Below are 14,127 nucleotides of genomic sequence, written 5' to 3' on the forward strand. Positions count from 1 at the left end.
TCAAACTTTTTATTTAAAAGAATTGATTAGAATCGAAATTAAACAGCTGTTACTTGTTTTTCAGAAATCAAATTGTATTTTAATTTAATTTGATCTATTTTTTCTTCCATTGACTTCCATAAAGAATCTTTTTCTGGATGGAAGGTACAAAGCACACCCTGTCTCACCAAATCTATAATTTCATCGATTGAAAAATCTAAAAACCGATAGAGTTTAAAAAATTCATACGTAAGATTAACATTAAAGATATCTGGATCATCCGTATTGATACACAACATCAAACCTTGGTCGTAATAATAGCGAACTGGATGGTTTTGTTCCTTACGAACATATTTTCCAGTAAACACATTGGAAGTTACACAAATCTCTATTGGAATTTTGTTTTCCTTCATGTAACGAACAAGCTCTGGATCTTGGATCGCAGAAGTGCCGTGACCAATTCTTTCTGCCTTACAGAGATTGACCGCATCCCAAATCGCCCAAGGTCCATCATCTTCACCAGAGTGAGCGACACATCGTAAACCAGATTCTCGTGCTACCTTAAAAACTTCCGAATAATCTTTAGCAGGTCCCATAAGTTCAGCACCGCCAAGTCCAATTCCTATGACTTCTTTATGTTTTAATCCCAATACTCGTTTGAGATTGTTCATCGCATTTTCTGGACCGAAAGAACGAGACACGTCAACTAACAAACGAATGGTGATTCCATCTTTGACTTCGATTTGACGAATGCGATTGACCATCACTTCTACCATTTCATCAAAATCCAATCCATTTTGAATGAACTTAGACGGAGCAAAGAATGCCTCACAGTAAACAATGTTATTTGAACGTAAATAATCAGCTAAACTATCAATAAAATATCCGAGGTCTGAGGCTTCTTTTACTGCACCTTGAACAAAGAAAAATACTTGGATGAATCCATTTAAATCTTTAAAATTATATTTGTCTTCGAACTCTTTGTCGGTTACTTCGATACCATTCTTTTTATAAAGAAACTTTAAGGTTTCCTTATTAACGCAAGCTTCCAAATGGAGGTGCACTTCCGTTTTGGGAATTTCGCGAATGAAATTAATGACATCCTGTTCATTCGGATGTGGGACAGACAAATCCCCAGCAAGTAAGGATTTCCTTTCTTTAAGAACCGAAGGTTCTGCGGCTTGCTCCAACCCTTCTTTGGACAAGAGCCAAAGTGGGGGATGGAGGATTGGAAGCTCCATCAAGGAAACCCGCTCGTTTAAAAGCGTATTTATTTGTTTATCAAAAGTAAGTTGGATGGTTGGAGAGTACGGCCTGTCAGCCGGTAGCCGACTTTTTAGGCGATTGAGCTCTGCAATGTCACGGTCAATGACTGCAATACGATTTAGAATCTCAGAAAAAGGAACTTCCATGTTCCAGGAAAGAATGGGTAAATGAGTGGGTATCTACAAGTAGATTTTTAAAGACCAGGTGAAAATCCCTATTTAGGTTTGAAAAATCCCGTCGATAGGATGTTCGGGGGCGGAAAAGACTGGAAATTTTTTCCGAATTATGTCGTATAAATGAATATGCTCACATCTCGCAAAACCTTTCTACCGTTTGCACTTCCATCAATTTCCGAGGATGCTATTGAAGAAGTTGCCCAAGTTTTACGATCTGGTTGGGTTACTTCCGGCCCCAAAGTCAAACAGTTTGAGATGGAGTTTGGCGACTTTGTTGGTAGTAAAGAAGCCATTGCGGTGAATTCCGCCACTGCCGGCTTACATTTAGCCTTAGAAGCCATTGGCCTAACTTCTGAGGACGCAGCAATAACCAGTTCAGTTACTTTTACAGCGACTACAGAAGTGATTTGTTATTTCGGTGCCGAGCCAATTTTAACTGATGTTGATAGCATTCACAATCTAATGACACCAGAAACGTTAAAGGAAACCATTGAATCCAAATGCAAATGGAATGGGAAAGAACTCAAAAGTAAAAAAACCGGAAAACACATCAAGGCAATTATGCCAGTCCATTTAGCAGGGCATACATGCGATATGGAAGGACTTCTCAAAATCGCAAAAGAATATAATTTGTATGTTATCGAAGATGCAGCTCATGCATTTCCGGCAGTTCATAAAAATAAAATGATCGGAAACTGGGGCGATTTCACAGTGTTTAGTTTTTACGCAACAAAAGGAATCACAACAGGAGAAGGAGGGATGGTCACCACTTCTCATAAAGAGGCAGCTGAACGAATTCGTAAAATGCGACTTCATGGTATTAACCGTGATGCGTTTAACAGACCGGGTTGGTACTACGAAGTAGTTGATGCAGGATATAAATACAATATGACCGACATTGCCGCTGCCTTGGGTGTTGTGCAGTTAAAAGAATCTCACGGATTTTGGGAACGTAGGACAGAAATTGCAAAACATTACAACCAAGAGTTTTCTTCCCTTAAAGGAATTAAACTTCCAAAAGAAGATCCAAATGGAATTCATAGTTGGCATCTCTATCGAATTGAATTAGATCCAAAAATTGCGAAAGTAGGACGCGATACATTAGTAGAAGAATTAAAAGAGAGAAATATTGGAACAAGCCTACATTTCATTCCTATCTTCGAACACCCATATTATAAAAAAACCTTTCAATACAATCGCAAAGAATATCCAAATGCTTGTTCTATGTATGACAAATCAGTATCTTTACCTTTGTTTGCTGGAATGACGAAATCTGATGAAAAAGATGTGATAGATGCTGTAAAAGATATCTTGGGATAAAAATTAATTAGAAGTTATCATTATCCGGTTTTGATAAAACTCCGGATCGTACAACTTTAACAGATCAATTAATCCTAATACAAAGTCAGTATCAGTTCCATCTGCCTTTCTACGAATCCAAAATCCAACAAGTTCTTTTACTACTTGAGCATCAATGGTTTCATCTCCCTTTCTATATACAAATCGTGATGATTCTTCAGGGTCTTCATTGTCGGTAAAAGCAGGATACAAAAATAAAATGAATCGATCTAAGTAGTAAGGATCCAATCTATTTTCTTCCACTAACATCAAGTAACGATCTGCTTCTTTTTTAAAAAATTTGGGGTTCGAATCAAGTTTTTGGTAAACAACAAAAAACTCACGTGCAATATTTCGAAGCGAAAGTTCGTAAATTGGTAAAGTTATCGTATACAAAGATTTGTTAGTTTTTGCGGGAAGTAGGAACTCTCTTAGTTTTATAGGAAATTCAGGATGATAATGTCCAAAGTCATTTGGTGAGTTCAATTCTAAATAATATTTTGTATGCGGGCCGGATACAAAAATTGGAATTCCAAGGTATTCCGAAAGTTTACGAAAACTTAAAATCGTTTGGATTTTACAATAAAACTTGTGATAAGAAATTTCCTTATCACAAGATAATCCTAATTTTGGATATTGTATCCAAGTAGATTCAACTAGATCTCGAAATTTTGTTTCCATTTCTAATGTTTTATCTACAAACAAGGAATCTACTTTTTGTCCCAGTGCAGAACAGGCCAATAGACAGATAACTGATAGCCTACTTAATCTTATAAGTGATTTCTGCAGGCAAATTTTCCCATTCAGAATTGGCATCTTTACGAAAGTATACAGGAGAAACGGATGGTTTGGAATTCAAACTTTGGAATAAAATTAAGTCAGTTTCTTTTTTTTCAAAATATCGTTTGTCCGTATTACTGCCCAAACCCAAATCTGCAATGGGGATCCAACCATAACTTAAAAGAAAAATAGATACTGAATCTTGAATGGATTTTGGTTTTCCTTTTTCAAAACGAATCATTCGAAATGGCTGGATAGGAACTCCCATTTCTTTCATTTTTTCTTTAAAATCATTTAAACTAATACTAGTTTGACGAGCCTGGAAAATCGCGTCCAAATAATCTCTTGGTAAAAATTTTAACTCTTCATTGGTTTTTTCATAAAAAGAAGTAACATCATTTGGATACGCTGCTTCTTTATCTAAGTATTCATCTGTTACGTAATATTTGATAAACTGATTTTTTGACGAAAACTTATACTTAATGATTTGTTCTCCCGGTAAATCTTCGATGGATAACTTTTTCAGATGTACCCGATTTCTTTGAATGAAAGAGGGTTGGTAAGTTCCATCTGTAAATTTAACACCACGTATTCTTTGTTGTTCATTTGAAGGTGGATGGAGGATGGCAATCTGAGCTTTGGAAAGAGAAACAGAGTCTAGTTTGAATTTTAAAGATACTTCCAAATTGTATTCTTCTTCACCAGAGGCAATGAACCTTTCTGTTTCAATGAAGGGAATATTTTTGATTTCTTTATTTTCTCGGTCAACAACCCAGAGTTTTGAACCACTTAACAAAACTCCACGTATCGAACGTAAGTTTGTTTTAATAGAACCTGTAATTTTCCCTGTTTTGGTATCATATCGATAGATACTATTATCTGCTGAATCAGATATCCATAAGGAATCTCTCCCATAACAGATATCACGTGGTCTTGTGCGGTCTGTAAAAAATCCACCGATCATAAGAGAGGAAGACTGGTCATAAATTTGCACTTTTCCGGAATCCAAATCTAAAATATAATAATAATTTCCTACACTTGCAATTCCAGCCACGTTAGAGAGTGGGATTTGGATTTTGTCTGTTATCCCCCCTGAGTTAGGATCCAATTTTAAAATCTGTTTTGGGGCTACTACTAGGAGTTTGCCTTCTCGTGTATCAAAACTAATGCCACGAAGGTTTGCTAGACCTAAATTAAAAATCTCTTGTTCCCCGATTTCGTTGATTTTTATAATCGCACGCCTGTTAGTATCAATGTACCAAAAATTGACTCCGTCCCAAGCAAGACCATAAGCTTTATCAGTAAGTTTGTATTCTTTACTCTCTTGAGCAAAAATTCCAGAGGAAATAAATATCAGTAAAAATATTAAAAAACGAATCATTAATTGAACCCGATGTTATTGGTTATCAGACGAAAAATATCCATGAGTAAAGAAGATTCTTCCAATTCGGATCCTAAGATGATTGGTTTTGGTACGAAAATTACTAGGAATGATACTAACATGATAACACCAAAATAAAAACGCGTTTTTCCAATTCCAACAACGGAATCACGTATGAAAGGATGTTCCACTTTAACCACATAATAAATAATGAAACCCCAAAGTAACCAGGTAAAATGAATTAATGCAAATACCAGAAAAGCAGAGAATAGGATATGAATCCATTTTCGGTAACTTTCGCCAAACATAGAATAAATGACATGGCCACCGTCTAATTGTCCAAAGGGCAGTAAATTTACTGCCGTAATTAAAAGACCTACCCATCCTGCTTTTGCCAAGGGGTGAGCCTGAATATCCATTGTAGAAAAATCGATAGGCCCTAATATCCACTGACTCGTAAAATAAGTGAACAGACTATCTCCAAAAAACAAAAAACCTGACCTGTCAAAATTTGCCGGTATTTCTATTACTTTCGAAAGGCTAATTCCAACCAACCAAGCAATCATCGAAAGTACTAAACTTGCCGTTGGTCCACCAATCCCAATATCGAATAATACTTTTTTATCGGGAATCTGCTGTTTAATTTGGATGACCGCGCCCATAGTTCCAATGGGACCCACAGGTAATGGAATAAAATAAGGCCATGTCGCTTTGACACCATAAAACCGAGCCGGTAAATAATGTCCCATTTCATGCGCTAATAAAATGAAAAGAAGTGACACGGAATAGGGCCAATTCTCTAAAAACATTAGTTTATAATTCTCTAATGTTTGAGGCACTTGTGGATTTAAAAAGATATCAGAATAAGTTAAGGTAAAAAATGTGAGAATGAATAAAAGGATGTGTAATGTTTTTTTTGATTCCAAATTCGGAACAACCTAGAAATTTATTTCTACTCGAAAGGATAAATAACTGAGTAATAGAATCAATGATAAACCCAGTCTTTATCAGAAATTTGAATCAATCTTTAGACTCTGAACTAGATTCAGATGCAAACTCAGTTTTTGATCTTTTGGAAAAACTGTGTCATTTCCGATAACATTGACAAAGTTGATTCGTTTTGGTAAAGCTTGCGATGGGAAAATCTTCTTCCTAAATTTGGGTCATTTCAATCCACTGAACAAGTGGATTTTCTGTACGCTCTCCAAACTTTAGTTCCATTAAATCTTTCCCAACTCTTGGAAAAGTTGACTCGTCTAAATAGTAATTCTAAAACCATTTAATCAATGTTTGAAAATATAAAAATTATCAAAAAATTTGACCCTGCGGCAAAATCCTATTTGGAAATTGTCCTTTGTTACCCTGGTCTCCATGCCCTTTGGCTTCATAAATTTGCACATTTACTCTATAGACTTCGCTTACCCATCATTCCCAGACTTGTGAACTACATTAGCAGGTTTTTGACAGGAATCGACATCCATCCCGGCGCAAAAATTGCAGCAGGAGTTTTTATCGATCACGGCTCTGGGGTTGTCATTGGTGAGACCGCCATCGTTGGCAGTGGTTCCTTAATTTTTCAAGGAGTGACCCTTGGAGGAACCGGAAAGGAATCTGGTAAACGTCACCCAACCATTGGGAAAAACGTTGTGATTGGTGCGGGTGCCAAAGTGCTCGGAAACATTGTTGTAGAAGACCATGTTCGGGTTGGTGCTGGTTCCGTTGTGATGCGAAATGTTCCTGCAGGATGTACTGTGGTCGGTATTCCAGGAAAAGTAGTCAAAGCGGGCGATGTTGCATCAGATAGCGTAGAACAAATGTTAGAGCATAATCAAATGCCAGATCCCATTGCTAAAGTTTTTTCTGTCTTGTTGGAAAAAGTGGAAACCCAACAGCAACTCATTAACAAATTATATGAGAAACAACAACTTTTAGAAAAATCTTCTGACGAGGCTCCAGAGAACGATCGTTTTATCCAAGAGTTCATTCATGGAGATGGAATTTAAAATTCTTTTAAAAGTTCCGTTTTTTTACGATCAAATTCTTCATCAGTGATAAGTTTGTTTTTTCGCATTTCTTCTAATGCCTTTAATTTTTCAGGTACTGTCTTCCACGGTTCCAACGGCAGATTATTTTCATCTTCCTTTGGGTAACGAAAAAGAGGAGGGTTTGGTATTAACTCTGGAACATTAAAAATAATAATATTTCCATAAATTGCATTTTTACTTCTACTTTTGTCTTTGTACAAACTTGTCTGATACTTATCACGCAACCAAAGTTCGGGTCTGTAAATTGGTTGAATTAGTGAAGGATGAAAAATCACCCAATCCTCAAAAGAATATTGTGTTTGGAACGTTATATTCGTATTCATTTCATGAAACAATAATACCAAACCATTTTTAGTACTTAGGAAATAAAAACTGGTTTTTAAAATTTTAACATTAGGTGAAAGAATATCATCTAATTTCAAAATGCAAAGGTATACCTTTGGCTCTTCGTTTTTTCCAATTTTTTCAGCAAACTTTTGAATATCAGGAAGGTAGGATTCCGGAACCAAGACATCCCAATCTTCATACGCAAGGACACCACGTTTGTATTGAATGGATTTTAATACAGTGGTTAGTTCATTAAAATTATTAGCGTTAATTTTAAGTAAAGATATCTCGGTTGGAAATATTTTTTTCCATTCCTCTTCTTCCACTTCGAAAAACGCAATAGAAGCAGAAGATTCAATTAATTTGATTTTTCTTGAAAAACTAGAACAACCGAATACAAAAAAAAATAGAATCAAAACGCAGAAAATTTTTGCACTTGCCGTTAATGGATTTATGAATAGGCTAAAATCTGTGTCGCGATCTGTAATATTTCTTTTAGCAGTGGTATTCATATCTCACGAAAACTGGGAAGCACAGCCCATGCCACAATTTCAGATGAAGGACCAATATGGGCAATCGTATTCTGAAAGTTCTGTGAAAGGAAAACCTGTTGTTTTAATGGGATGTTTTCTTCGTGACTTAGAACTTTGTCGAAAACAAGGCCGAAAACTATATTGGAAAATGCAAAATTTGCTATGGAAAGATAGTAACAAAGTTCATTTTCTACTTTATCTAGATTTTCAAGAAACAAACAAATTAGTGGAAGATTATTTAGAAGAGTCCAAAACAAAACAATACGAAAGTATTCTTTTGGATCGCAAAGGTCATCTTGCAGTTGGTCTAACTAAAGGCGAATTTTACTTACGAATTTTTAACAAATCAGGCAAATTGATTTCATCTACCTCTCAGGAAAAAATGGATGAAAATCTGATTCAGGAAATATATGGTATTCTTAAAAAAGAAATATAACCTTCAAAAAACTCTATTCTTTACATTAGTATTTTTTTCTTTTACGAATTGTTTTCAAAAAAATCTAAACTACTATCAGTTCTGGAAAGGATACGATCACTTACAGCGCTCCATTAAATCTACTTCTAAAAATGAAATATTACTTTCTGCTTTAGCAGGTAGTCTTAGTGAAGAAAACGAAGCCCAATTACAAAGAACAGCCGAAGGTTACCCTTATCTTTCACTCTATGGAAACATAGACAACCAACAAAATTGGAATCTCCATTGGAATGAACCAGAACCACCTAAATATGATTATTTAGCAAAAGTTATATTCACTCCAAAACTTTGGGACGAAAGGGAAATCTATACGGTCGAAAGAAAAATCATTCACAAACTAAATGGTTATCAACCAAGAGACTTTTTTAAATGGTTAAATGATTTTGTTTTAGCTATCAATGATCACAACGCATATCAAACATTAAAGTCAAAATCACAAAACTTACAATTCCTATGTAATGCTATGCAGTGCCATGTTACCGAAAATGCAGAATGGCAAACTTTAGAATTCACTATCAATGAAGATACAAAAGCGAAATTTCCAGGTTTCTACCAAAGAACGGGCTCACGGTTAGAGAAAACCAAATTGAACCTTGAAATTTGGGACAGATTCAATCCGACCCATAAATTAAAAATTACCAATCAAGGTAAAACCATCCAATTTCATTTCCCAGTGAATCCTCCTCCGGATTATTTTCTTTCATCAAAAGAAATTCGGTTTTTAGGCGATTTTGAAATCAAATCCTTTGGAATTACTGTAAAAATCCAAAACTTGGAGTATAAACTCAAAACAACGTTTGAGAAACAATCGGATACACTCGACGGACATTTTGTACGAATTGGAAAAAAGGAAATTAACGGAAATTTTTTCTATATAATACCTCAAGGGTTTGTTAACTTTTTTATTCCAGGAAATATGGATGAATACTTTAATGAGTTTTTTACCCTACTCATCCAAGGAACCCAAGGTCGCGGGGGGTCACAAATTCACGCGACATTTAAAAAAACAGATCGTGGACAAATCAACTCAATCACTACTTACAACGAAACTAAACGAAAACGTTTTTCATTGTTTGGTGGCGATGATTCTCAAAAAGCAAGCAACGATTTTGATTTTTATGCATCTTGGGAAGAAGCCATGTTGTTAGATTTAAAATAATAACTTCTTCAATGAATATTATAACTTTTCATTGTTTAAAAAGCTAAAAATAGACTTACTAAGAATTAATAAAGTTTCTGAGTAAGTCCTTACCTTCTTCTGAACCAAATGATTCGGGATGAAATTGGACTCCTTCGATCTTTAAAGTTTTATGACGAAGGCCCATGATTTCACCCTTCCCTTCCCCCGCAGAAACTCGGGCAGTTACTTCCAATTCATCGGGAAGTGAAGATTCTTTTGCGACCAATGAATGGTAACGCATAATTTCAATTCCTTGTGTTAATCCAGAAAAAACACCCTTTCCATCATGTTCAATGGGTGAGAGTTTTCCATGCATGGCTACATTGGCCCGAACTACTTCACCACCAAACACAGTCGCCATTCCTTGCATTCCAAGACAAATTCCAAGTACCGGTGTTGTTTTTCCCACCTCTTTAAGAATATCCGCGCTCACACCAAAATAAGCAGGGTCTGCTGGATGGCCGGGACCTGGAGAAATAATAATCTTATCGTAGTTAGCCGACTTAATCCATTCGAATGGTTTTTCATCATTACGAATGACATCCAATTGAAAAAGTTCCTCTCTTTCCTCGAGGATTTCGCCTACGATTTGATAAAGATTGAATGTAAAAGAATCATAATTGTCTAAGATGAGAACTTTCATTTTGGTTTCTCCGTTATTTTGGTACTTTGTTTATTTTAAGTTACTTCGTTTAGCATTTTTAATCGCTACTAACTAAGGAGCATTATGTAAATCTAAAGCTTTGCGAACCGAAGCCATTTTATTGATAATTTCTTGGTATTCATCTTCTGGTTTGGAATCAAAAACAATCCCACCCGAAGCACGAACAAAACCTTTGTTTCCATTTACAAAAAAACTACGAATAGGAATGGCAAAGGTACAATCACCATTCAAACCAAAACTTCCTACAGCACCGCCATAGGGACCGCGGGGTGATTTTTCAATTCGTTCAATGATTTTCATTGATTCAATTTTTGGTGCACCTGAAAGTGTACCTGCAGGAAACGAAGAAGCAAGTCCCGAAAACATATCTTCTTTGGAAGATAAAATTCCCACTACTTCGCTAGAGATATGTTGCACATGAGAAAAGCGTTTTACATCAAAACGTCTACGCACTTTTACTGTTCCAAATTTTGCCACTCGCCCCACATCATTTCGATGGAGATCAATTAACATATTGTGTTCTGCAATTTCTTTTGGATCCGTTAAAAGTTTTCTAGCAAGGAGAGTGTCTTCTTTAGCATCTGCGCCTCGTTTGGTGGTTCCAGCCAAAGGAAAAGATTCCATTTCCCCTTGTCGCAATCGAAAGAGTAATTCTGGGCTGGCACCTAAAATTGCACGTTTCCCAAATTTTACATAATACATATGAGGCGAAGGATTAATTTCCCTAAGCGTCTCATAAATCGCTAAAGGGTTTCCATCCACTGTGTAAATTTCTTCAAATCCAATTTGGCACTGAAAAGTGTTACCTGCTTTAACTTCTTCTAAAGCTTCTTCCACCATTTGTTTGTGAATTTCTTTGGATAAACCTGCTTTTAATAGAGAAACCTTTACTTTTGGTTTTTGGGATTTTTCTTTGCCCGCATCCTCTAAGATTTGGTTCACTTCTTTGGTACGATTGGTTCCGTTATCAAAATAGATTAGTTCGCCAGTAAATTTGTCATAAATCAGACCATCCAAATACAATCCAAAAATCATCGCAGGAAAATCAGGATGTGGTTCGAGTTTCAGTTTTGGTTCAAAGAATTGCATACTTTGATAACCTAGGTAACCAACAAATCCACCCGCATAACTTATGCTTAGCGAATTGTAATCGGTGAGTTCCCTTAAAGCAAAATAGGGATTCGCAACAGAATACTTTTTTACATCAATTTCTAATACGCCAGGCTCTCCTATGATTAGATGAGATGGCTCGAATCCTATCACAGAGTAACGTGAATCATATTGGTTATCTCCAGCCGATTCGAGTAGGAAACAATTCTCATATTTCGCCTCAATGACCCGAAATAGTTCCCAAAACTCGATTCCTTCCGGTAACGATAAAGAAGTATAATTTGGTTTTTTAGGGATCTTAATTTTAGGAAGTGTTTGGCTCATAAAAACTCTGTATTAGGTACCAAGATTCATTTTGAATCTTTTTATGAAATAAAAAAGGCAGGAGCCGGATTCCGGAACCTGCCTTTCGACGTGTGAATTTGAATCCGTTCTTATTTTAAGTTTTGGTTTGCAAAGTCCCAGTTTACTAAATTCCAGAATGCTTCTACGTATTTTGGACGAGCATTACGGAAATCAATATAGTAAGCGTGTTCCCAAACGTCGATGGTCAACAAAGATTGGAGTCCATCTTTCAAAGGGCTTCCGGCATTGCTAGTGTTTACGATTTCTAAACCGTCACCTTTTTTAACAAGCCAAGTCCAACCAGACCCAAAGTTTGTAATCGCAGATTGTGAAAACTTTTCTTTAAAAGCATCAAAGGAACCAAAAGATTTTGTGATCAAATCGGCAACGGCACCTGTGGGAGCTCCGCCACCTTTTGGAGAAAGAGAATGCCAGTAGAAAGTGTGATTCCAAATTTGCGCAGCGTTATTGAAGATTCCTCCAGAAGATTTTTTTACAATCTCTTCAAGAGTCGCATTCTCAAATTCTGTACCTTTAATTAGGTTATTAAGGTTTGTAACGTAAGTTTGGTGGTGTTTTCCATAATGAAACTCTAAAGTTTCAGGTGAAATATGGGGAAGAAGGGCATCCTTTGCATAAGGAAGTTCTGGGAGTTTATGTTCCATTGATCGGTCTCCTGATGGATTCAAGTGTAATTGTATTTTGTATCTAGTATGGATCGCAAAAGCAAATCGTAAACTAAAAAAGTAGAACGATTCTAATCGTTCCCCTCTATTAATTTCGACTGACTGTAGAACGAACTGTCTTTAATAAATTTAAAATTTCCGAATGTAAAACTCCATTAGAAGCTACCAACTCCGGAAGTCCGGTATAGTAATGCACTCCATTTAAGTCAGTTAATTTCCCGCCTGCTTCCGATAAAATCACGGAAATGGCAGAAACGTCCCAATGTTTTACCGTTTTTTCCCAAATGGCATCCATCACACCTTCCGCAATGAAACATGCATCCAAAACAAAGGAACCAGTTCGGCGAAAGGAGCGTGCATATGTTAAAAATCCGGATAAGTCAGCCATAATCTCTTGGATCATGTGTGCTCGTTTTGTTGGTAGGTTCGGGGAGAAAATAGCTCGGTTTAATTCTGAAATTCTAGAAGTAACGATAGGTTCTCCATTTTTATAAGCACCTTCGCCAAGCACTGCCGAATAAACTGACTCCTGTGGAGGAACGATTACAACACCACCGACAGGTGTTTCTCTATGTTCGAGTCCAAAGGAAATCGCATACAAAGGAAGGCCACGAACAAAATTCATCGATCCATCCACTGGATCTAGAACCCATTTGAAATCACCACCATCAATGGTAGGTTTGTCTTCACAAATGATTCCATCTTTTGGAAAGGATTTTTGTAAAAATCGAATTAAAATATCACCTAACTTTCCGTCGGCGGCATCAATTCTTTCTTTTTCATCCGCATCCGTTTCTGATCGAATTGCGGAAACTTCCCGTTGGATTTTTTTTGCTTCATGGATGATTCCCATCGCATTTGCTTTTACGTATTCAATCCGTTTGATGGTTTCATCTACGGGGAAATTAATGGTTGGTGAAGATATGCCCATACTACCTGCTTTTAATTATCGGATGCTTTTTGAATGACTTTCCATAAAATATTACCGGACTTTGACTGTGTCCTCTCGACTTCAAAAGAAGTTAGGTATTCATGGTATTTTTTTAACGTTTCCTCTGGAATTCCAGACTCACTATGAGTTAAAATTGGATAAAAATTTCGAAATTGTTGGATGGTTTTTGGTAAACTAGGAATTAAAAAGCGAAGCGATAACGACAAATAGTCAATTCCAATAGGACTATAAATTCTACCTAACTTCCAAACATCCGTTGTAATTCCTAATTCTTCTCGTATTTTTGATTCTGTATCTGAAAAATCTATTTCATCAAAAATTTCTGAAAACTTTCGAATTGGCTTGGATTCATCCTTTTCCGATTCCACACGAAAGACTCCACCTTGAAATCGTTTTGCTTCAAAGTCAGTAATGTCTTCCCCATCTTCTTTTGTGGAATGGAGATGAATGATTTTTGTCTGAAAATACAATCGATCTGTAATAATGGAGGGAGTCATATTTTGTGAGCCAGCTTTTTTGATTTCTTCCGACTTGGCTCCACCCAAATACAACATATCCACAGAAAACACATATAAAAAACGAGAAGAGCCAAATAACATGGGTCTTACAAAAAATAACTTTCCTGTTTCTCGTTTGGGCCGTGGTTCCGGCAACAAACAAGTGCCTTCTATGGCTTCGGGAATATATTTTAAAATGATATGAACGAAATCTTTAATATCACCAAACTCTGGTTGGGTGACGGAAGTTCCAGAGATCACGAATTTTTCCGAAAACTGTATATATGGTGTATGTAAATTATCCACATAAATTTCGCCTGATCTATTTTTAGCAGAAGTTTCGTTCAGAATCCGGTTAATTGATTTATAATCTTGTATTTTCATTTTGAAATG

14 protein-coding genes are annotated in these 14,127 nt (G+C 36.3%); 4 read left to right on the top strand and 10 right to left on the bottom strand.

The features are described from left to right. Window positions 1-38 precede the first annotated feature (38 nt). Window positions 39-1,391: an adenosine deaminase gene (add, locus tag EHQ31_RS18095; RefSeq protein WP_135572663.1), complete on the bottom strand. Its 1,353-nt coding sequence runs from the start codon at window positions 1,389-1,391 to the stop codon at window positions 39-41. A 156-nt stretch (window positions 1,392-1,547) separates the two neighbouring features. Between add and EHQ31_RS18100 the strand changes: the two genes are divergently transcribed. Beyond that, a complete protein-coding gene (locus EHQ31_RS18100) occupies window positions 1,548-2,741 on the top strand; it encodes a DegT/DnrJ/EryC1/StrS family aminotransferase (RefSeq protein WP_135572665.1) in 1,194 nt (397 codons plus the stop codon). Between the two features lie 3 nt (window positions 2,742-2,744). Here the strand turns inward: EHQ31_RS18100 and EHQ31_RS18105 are convergent, their stop codons facing one another. From EHQ31_RS18105 to EHQ31_RS18115, 3 genes are read right to left on the bottom strand one after another with little or no spacing between them, the layout of a single operon-like run. Further along, window positions 2,745-3,464, bottom strand: coding sequence for a hypothetical protein (locus EHQ31_RS18105; protein ID WP_135572667.1), 720 nt, complete (start codon window positions 3,462-3,464; stop codon window positions 2,745-2,747). Window positions 3,465-3,519: 55 nt separating this feature from the next. Continuing rightward, a complete protein-coding gene (locus EHQ31_RS18110) occupies window positions 3,520-4,920 on the bottom strand; it encodes an NHL repeat-containing protein (RefSeq protein WP_135572668.1) in 1,401 nt (466 codons plus the stop codon). Continuing rightward, window positions 4,920-5,846, bottom strand: coding sequence for a site-2 protease family protein (locus tag EHQ31_RS18115; protein ID WP_208652797.1), 927 nt, complete (start codon window positions 5,844-5,846; stop codon window positions 4,920-4,922). Before EHQ31_RS18115 ends, EHQ31_RS18110 begins: the two co-directional genes overlap by 1 nt. A gap of 360 nt (window positions 5,847-6,206) precedes the next feature. On the opposite strand from EHQ31_RS18115, the gene cysE reads away from it, so the two are divergent. Next, window positions 6,207-6,923 (top strand): serine O-acetyltransferase, encoded by a 717-nt coding sequence (cysE, locus tag EHQ31_RS18120; protein ID WP_135572670.1) that lies wholly within the window; start codon window positions 6,207-6,209, stop codon window positions 6,921-6,923. Here the strand turns inward: cysE and EHQ31_RS18125 are convergent. Beyond that, on the bottom strand, window positions 6,920-7,804 hold the full coding sequence (locus EHQ31_RS18125; protein WP_244247469.1) for an SHOCT domain-containing protein: 885 nt from the start codon (window positions 7,802-7,804) through the stop codon (window positions 6,920-6,922). The genes cysE and EHQ31_RS18125 overlap by 4 nt on opposite strands. A 28-nt stretch (window positions 7,805-7,832) precedes the next feature. On the opposite strand from EHQ31_RS18125, the gene EHQ31_RS18130 reads away from it, so the two are divergent. Continuing rightward, entirely contained in the window at window positions 7,833-8,261 is a 429-nt protein-coding gene (locus EHQ31_RS18130) for a TlpA family protein disulfide reductase (RefSeq protein WP_135572672.1), read from the top strand. Next, entirely contained in the window at window positions 8,236-9,459 is a 1,224-nt protein-coding gene (locus EHQ31_RS18135; RefSeq protein ID WP_135572674.1) for an LIC10025 family lipoprotein, read from the top strand. The genes EHQ31_RS18130 and EHQ31_RS18135 overlap by 26 nt, the downstream gene beginning before the upstream one ends. Window positions 9,460-9,517: 58 nt before the next feature. Here EHQ31_RS18135 and EHQ31_RS18140 read toward each other — a convergent pair whose 3' ends face one another. The 5 genes from EHQ31_RS18140 to EHQ31_RS18160 form a co-directional block, all read right to left on the bottom strand. After that, complete coding sequence (locus EHQ31_RS18140) at window positions 9,518-10,123, bottom strand: anthranilate synthase component II (RefSeq protein WP_135572676.1); 606 nt, start codon at window positions 10,121-10,123, stop codon at window positions 9,518-9,520. Between the two features lie 72 nt (window positions 10,124-10,195). Then, window positions 10,196-11,578, bottom strand: coding sequence for an anthranilate synthase component I family protein (locus tag EHQ31_RS18145; RefSeq protein ID WP_135572678.1), 1,383 nt, complete (start codon window positions 11,576-11,578; stop codon window positions 10,196-10,198). Window positions 11,579-11,688: 110 nt separating this feature from the next. Next, on the bottom strand, window positions 11,689-12,264 hold the full coding sequence (locus tag EHQ31_RS18150) for a superoxide dismutase (RefSeq protein ID WP_004787680.1): 576 nt from the start codon (window positions 12,262-12,264) through the stop codon (window positions 11,689-11,691). 109 nt (window positions 12,265-12,373) lie between these two features. After that, window positions 12,374-13,216, bottom strand: coding sequence for an inositol monophosphatase family protein (locus EHQ31_RS18155; RefSeq protein WP_135572680.1), 843 nt, complete (start codon window positions 13,214-13,216; stop codon window positions 12,374-12,376). Window positions 13,217-13,227: 11 nt separating this feature from the next. Then, on the bottom strand, window positions 13,228-14,118 hold the full coding sequence (locus tag EHQ31_RS18160) for an LIC_10030 family protein (protein WP_135572682.1): 891 nt from the start codon (window positions 14,116-14,118) through the stop codon (window positions 13,228-13,230). Between the last annotated feature and the right edge of the window lie 9 nt (window positions 14,119-14,127).

This window comes from Leptospira montravelensis (assembly GCF_004770045.1).
In the GTDB taxonomy this organism is placed as follows: Bacteria; Spirochaetota; Leptospiria; order Leptospirales; family Leptospiraceae; genus Leptospira_A; species Leptospira_A montravelensis.

Excerpts from the sequence above, each read along its gene's own strand:
- add (WP_135572663.1), bottom strand. The coding sequence starts at position 1,391 with ATGGAAGTTCCTTTTTCTGAGATTCTAAATCGTATTGCAGTCATTGAC.
- EHQ31_RS18100 (WP_135572665.1), top strand. The coding sequence starts at position 1,548 with ATGCTCACATCTCGCAAAACCTTTCTACCGTTTGCACTTCCATCAATT.
- EHQ31_RS18110 (WP_135572668.1), bottom strand. The coding sequence starts at position 4,920 with ATGATTCGTTTTTTAATATTTTTACTGATATTTATTTCCTCTGGAATT.
- cysE (WP_135572670.1), top strand. The coding sequence starts at position 6,207 with ATGTTTGAAAATATAAAAATTATCAAAAAATTTGACCCTGCGGCAAAA.
- EHQ31_RS18125 (WP_244247469.1), bottom strand. The coding sequence starts at position 7,804 with ATGAATACCACTGCTAAAAGAAATATTACAGATCGCGACACAGATTTT.
- EHQ31_RS18130 (WP_135572672.1), top strand. The coding sequence starts at position 7,833 with ATGCCACAATTTCAGATGAAGGACCAATATGGGCAATCGTATTCTGAA.
- EHQ31_RS18135 (WP_135572674.1), top strand. The coding sequence starts at position 8,236 with ATGGTATTCTTAAAAAAGAAATATAACCTTCAAAAAACTCTATTCTTT.
- EHQ31_RS18140 (WP_135572676.1), bottom strand. The coding sequence starts at position 10,123 with ATGAAAGTTCTCATCTTAGACAATTATGATTCTTTTACATTCAATCTT.
- EHQ31_RS18145 (WP_135572678.1), bottom strand. The coding sequence starts at position 11,578 with ATGAGCCAAACACTTCCTAAAATTAAGATCCCTAAAAAACCAAATTAT.
- EHQ31_RS18150 (WP_004787680.1), bottom strand. The coding sequence starts at position 12,264 with ATGGAACATAAACTCCCAGAACTTCCTTATGCAAAGGATGCCCTTCTT.
- EHQ31_RS18155 (WP_135572680.1), bottom strand. The coding sequence starts at position 13,216 with ATGGGCATATCTTCACCAACCATTAATTTCCCCGTAGATGAAACCATC.
- EHQ31_RS18160 (WP_135572682.1), bottom strand. The coding sequence starts at position 14,118 with ATGAAAATACAAGATTATAAATCAATTAACCGGATTCTGAACGAAACT.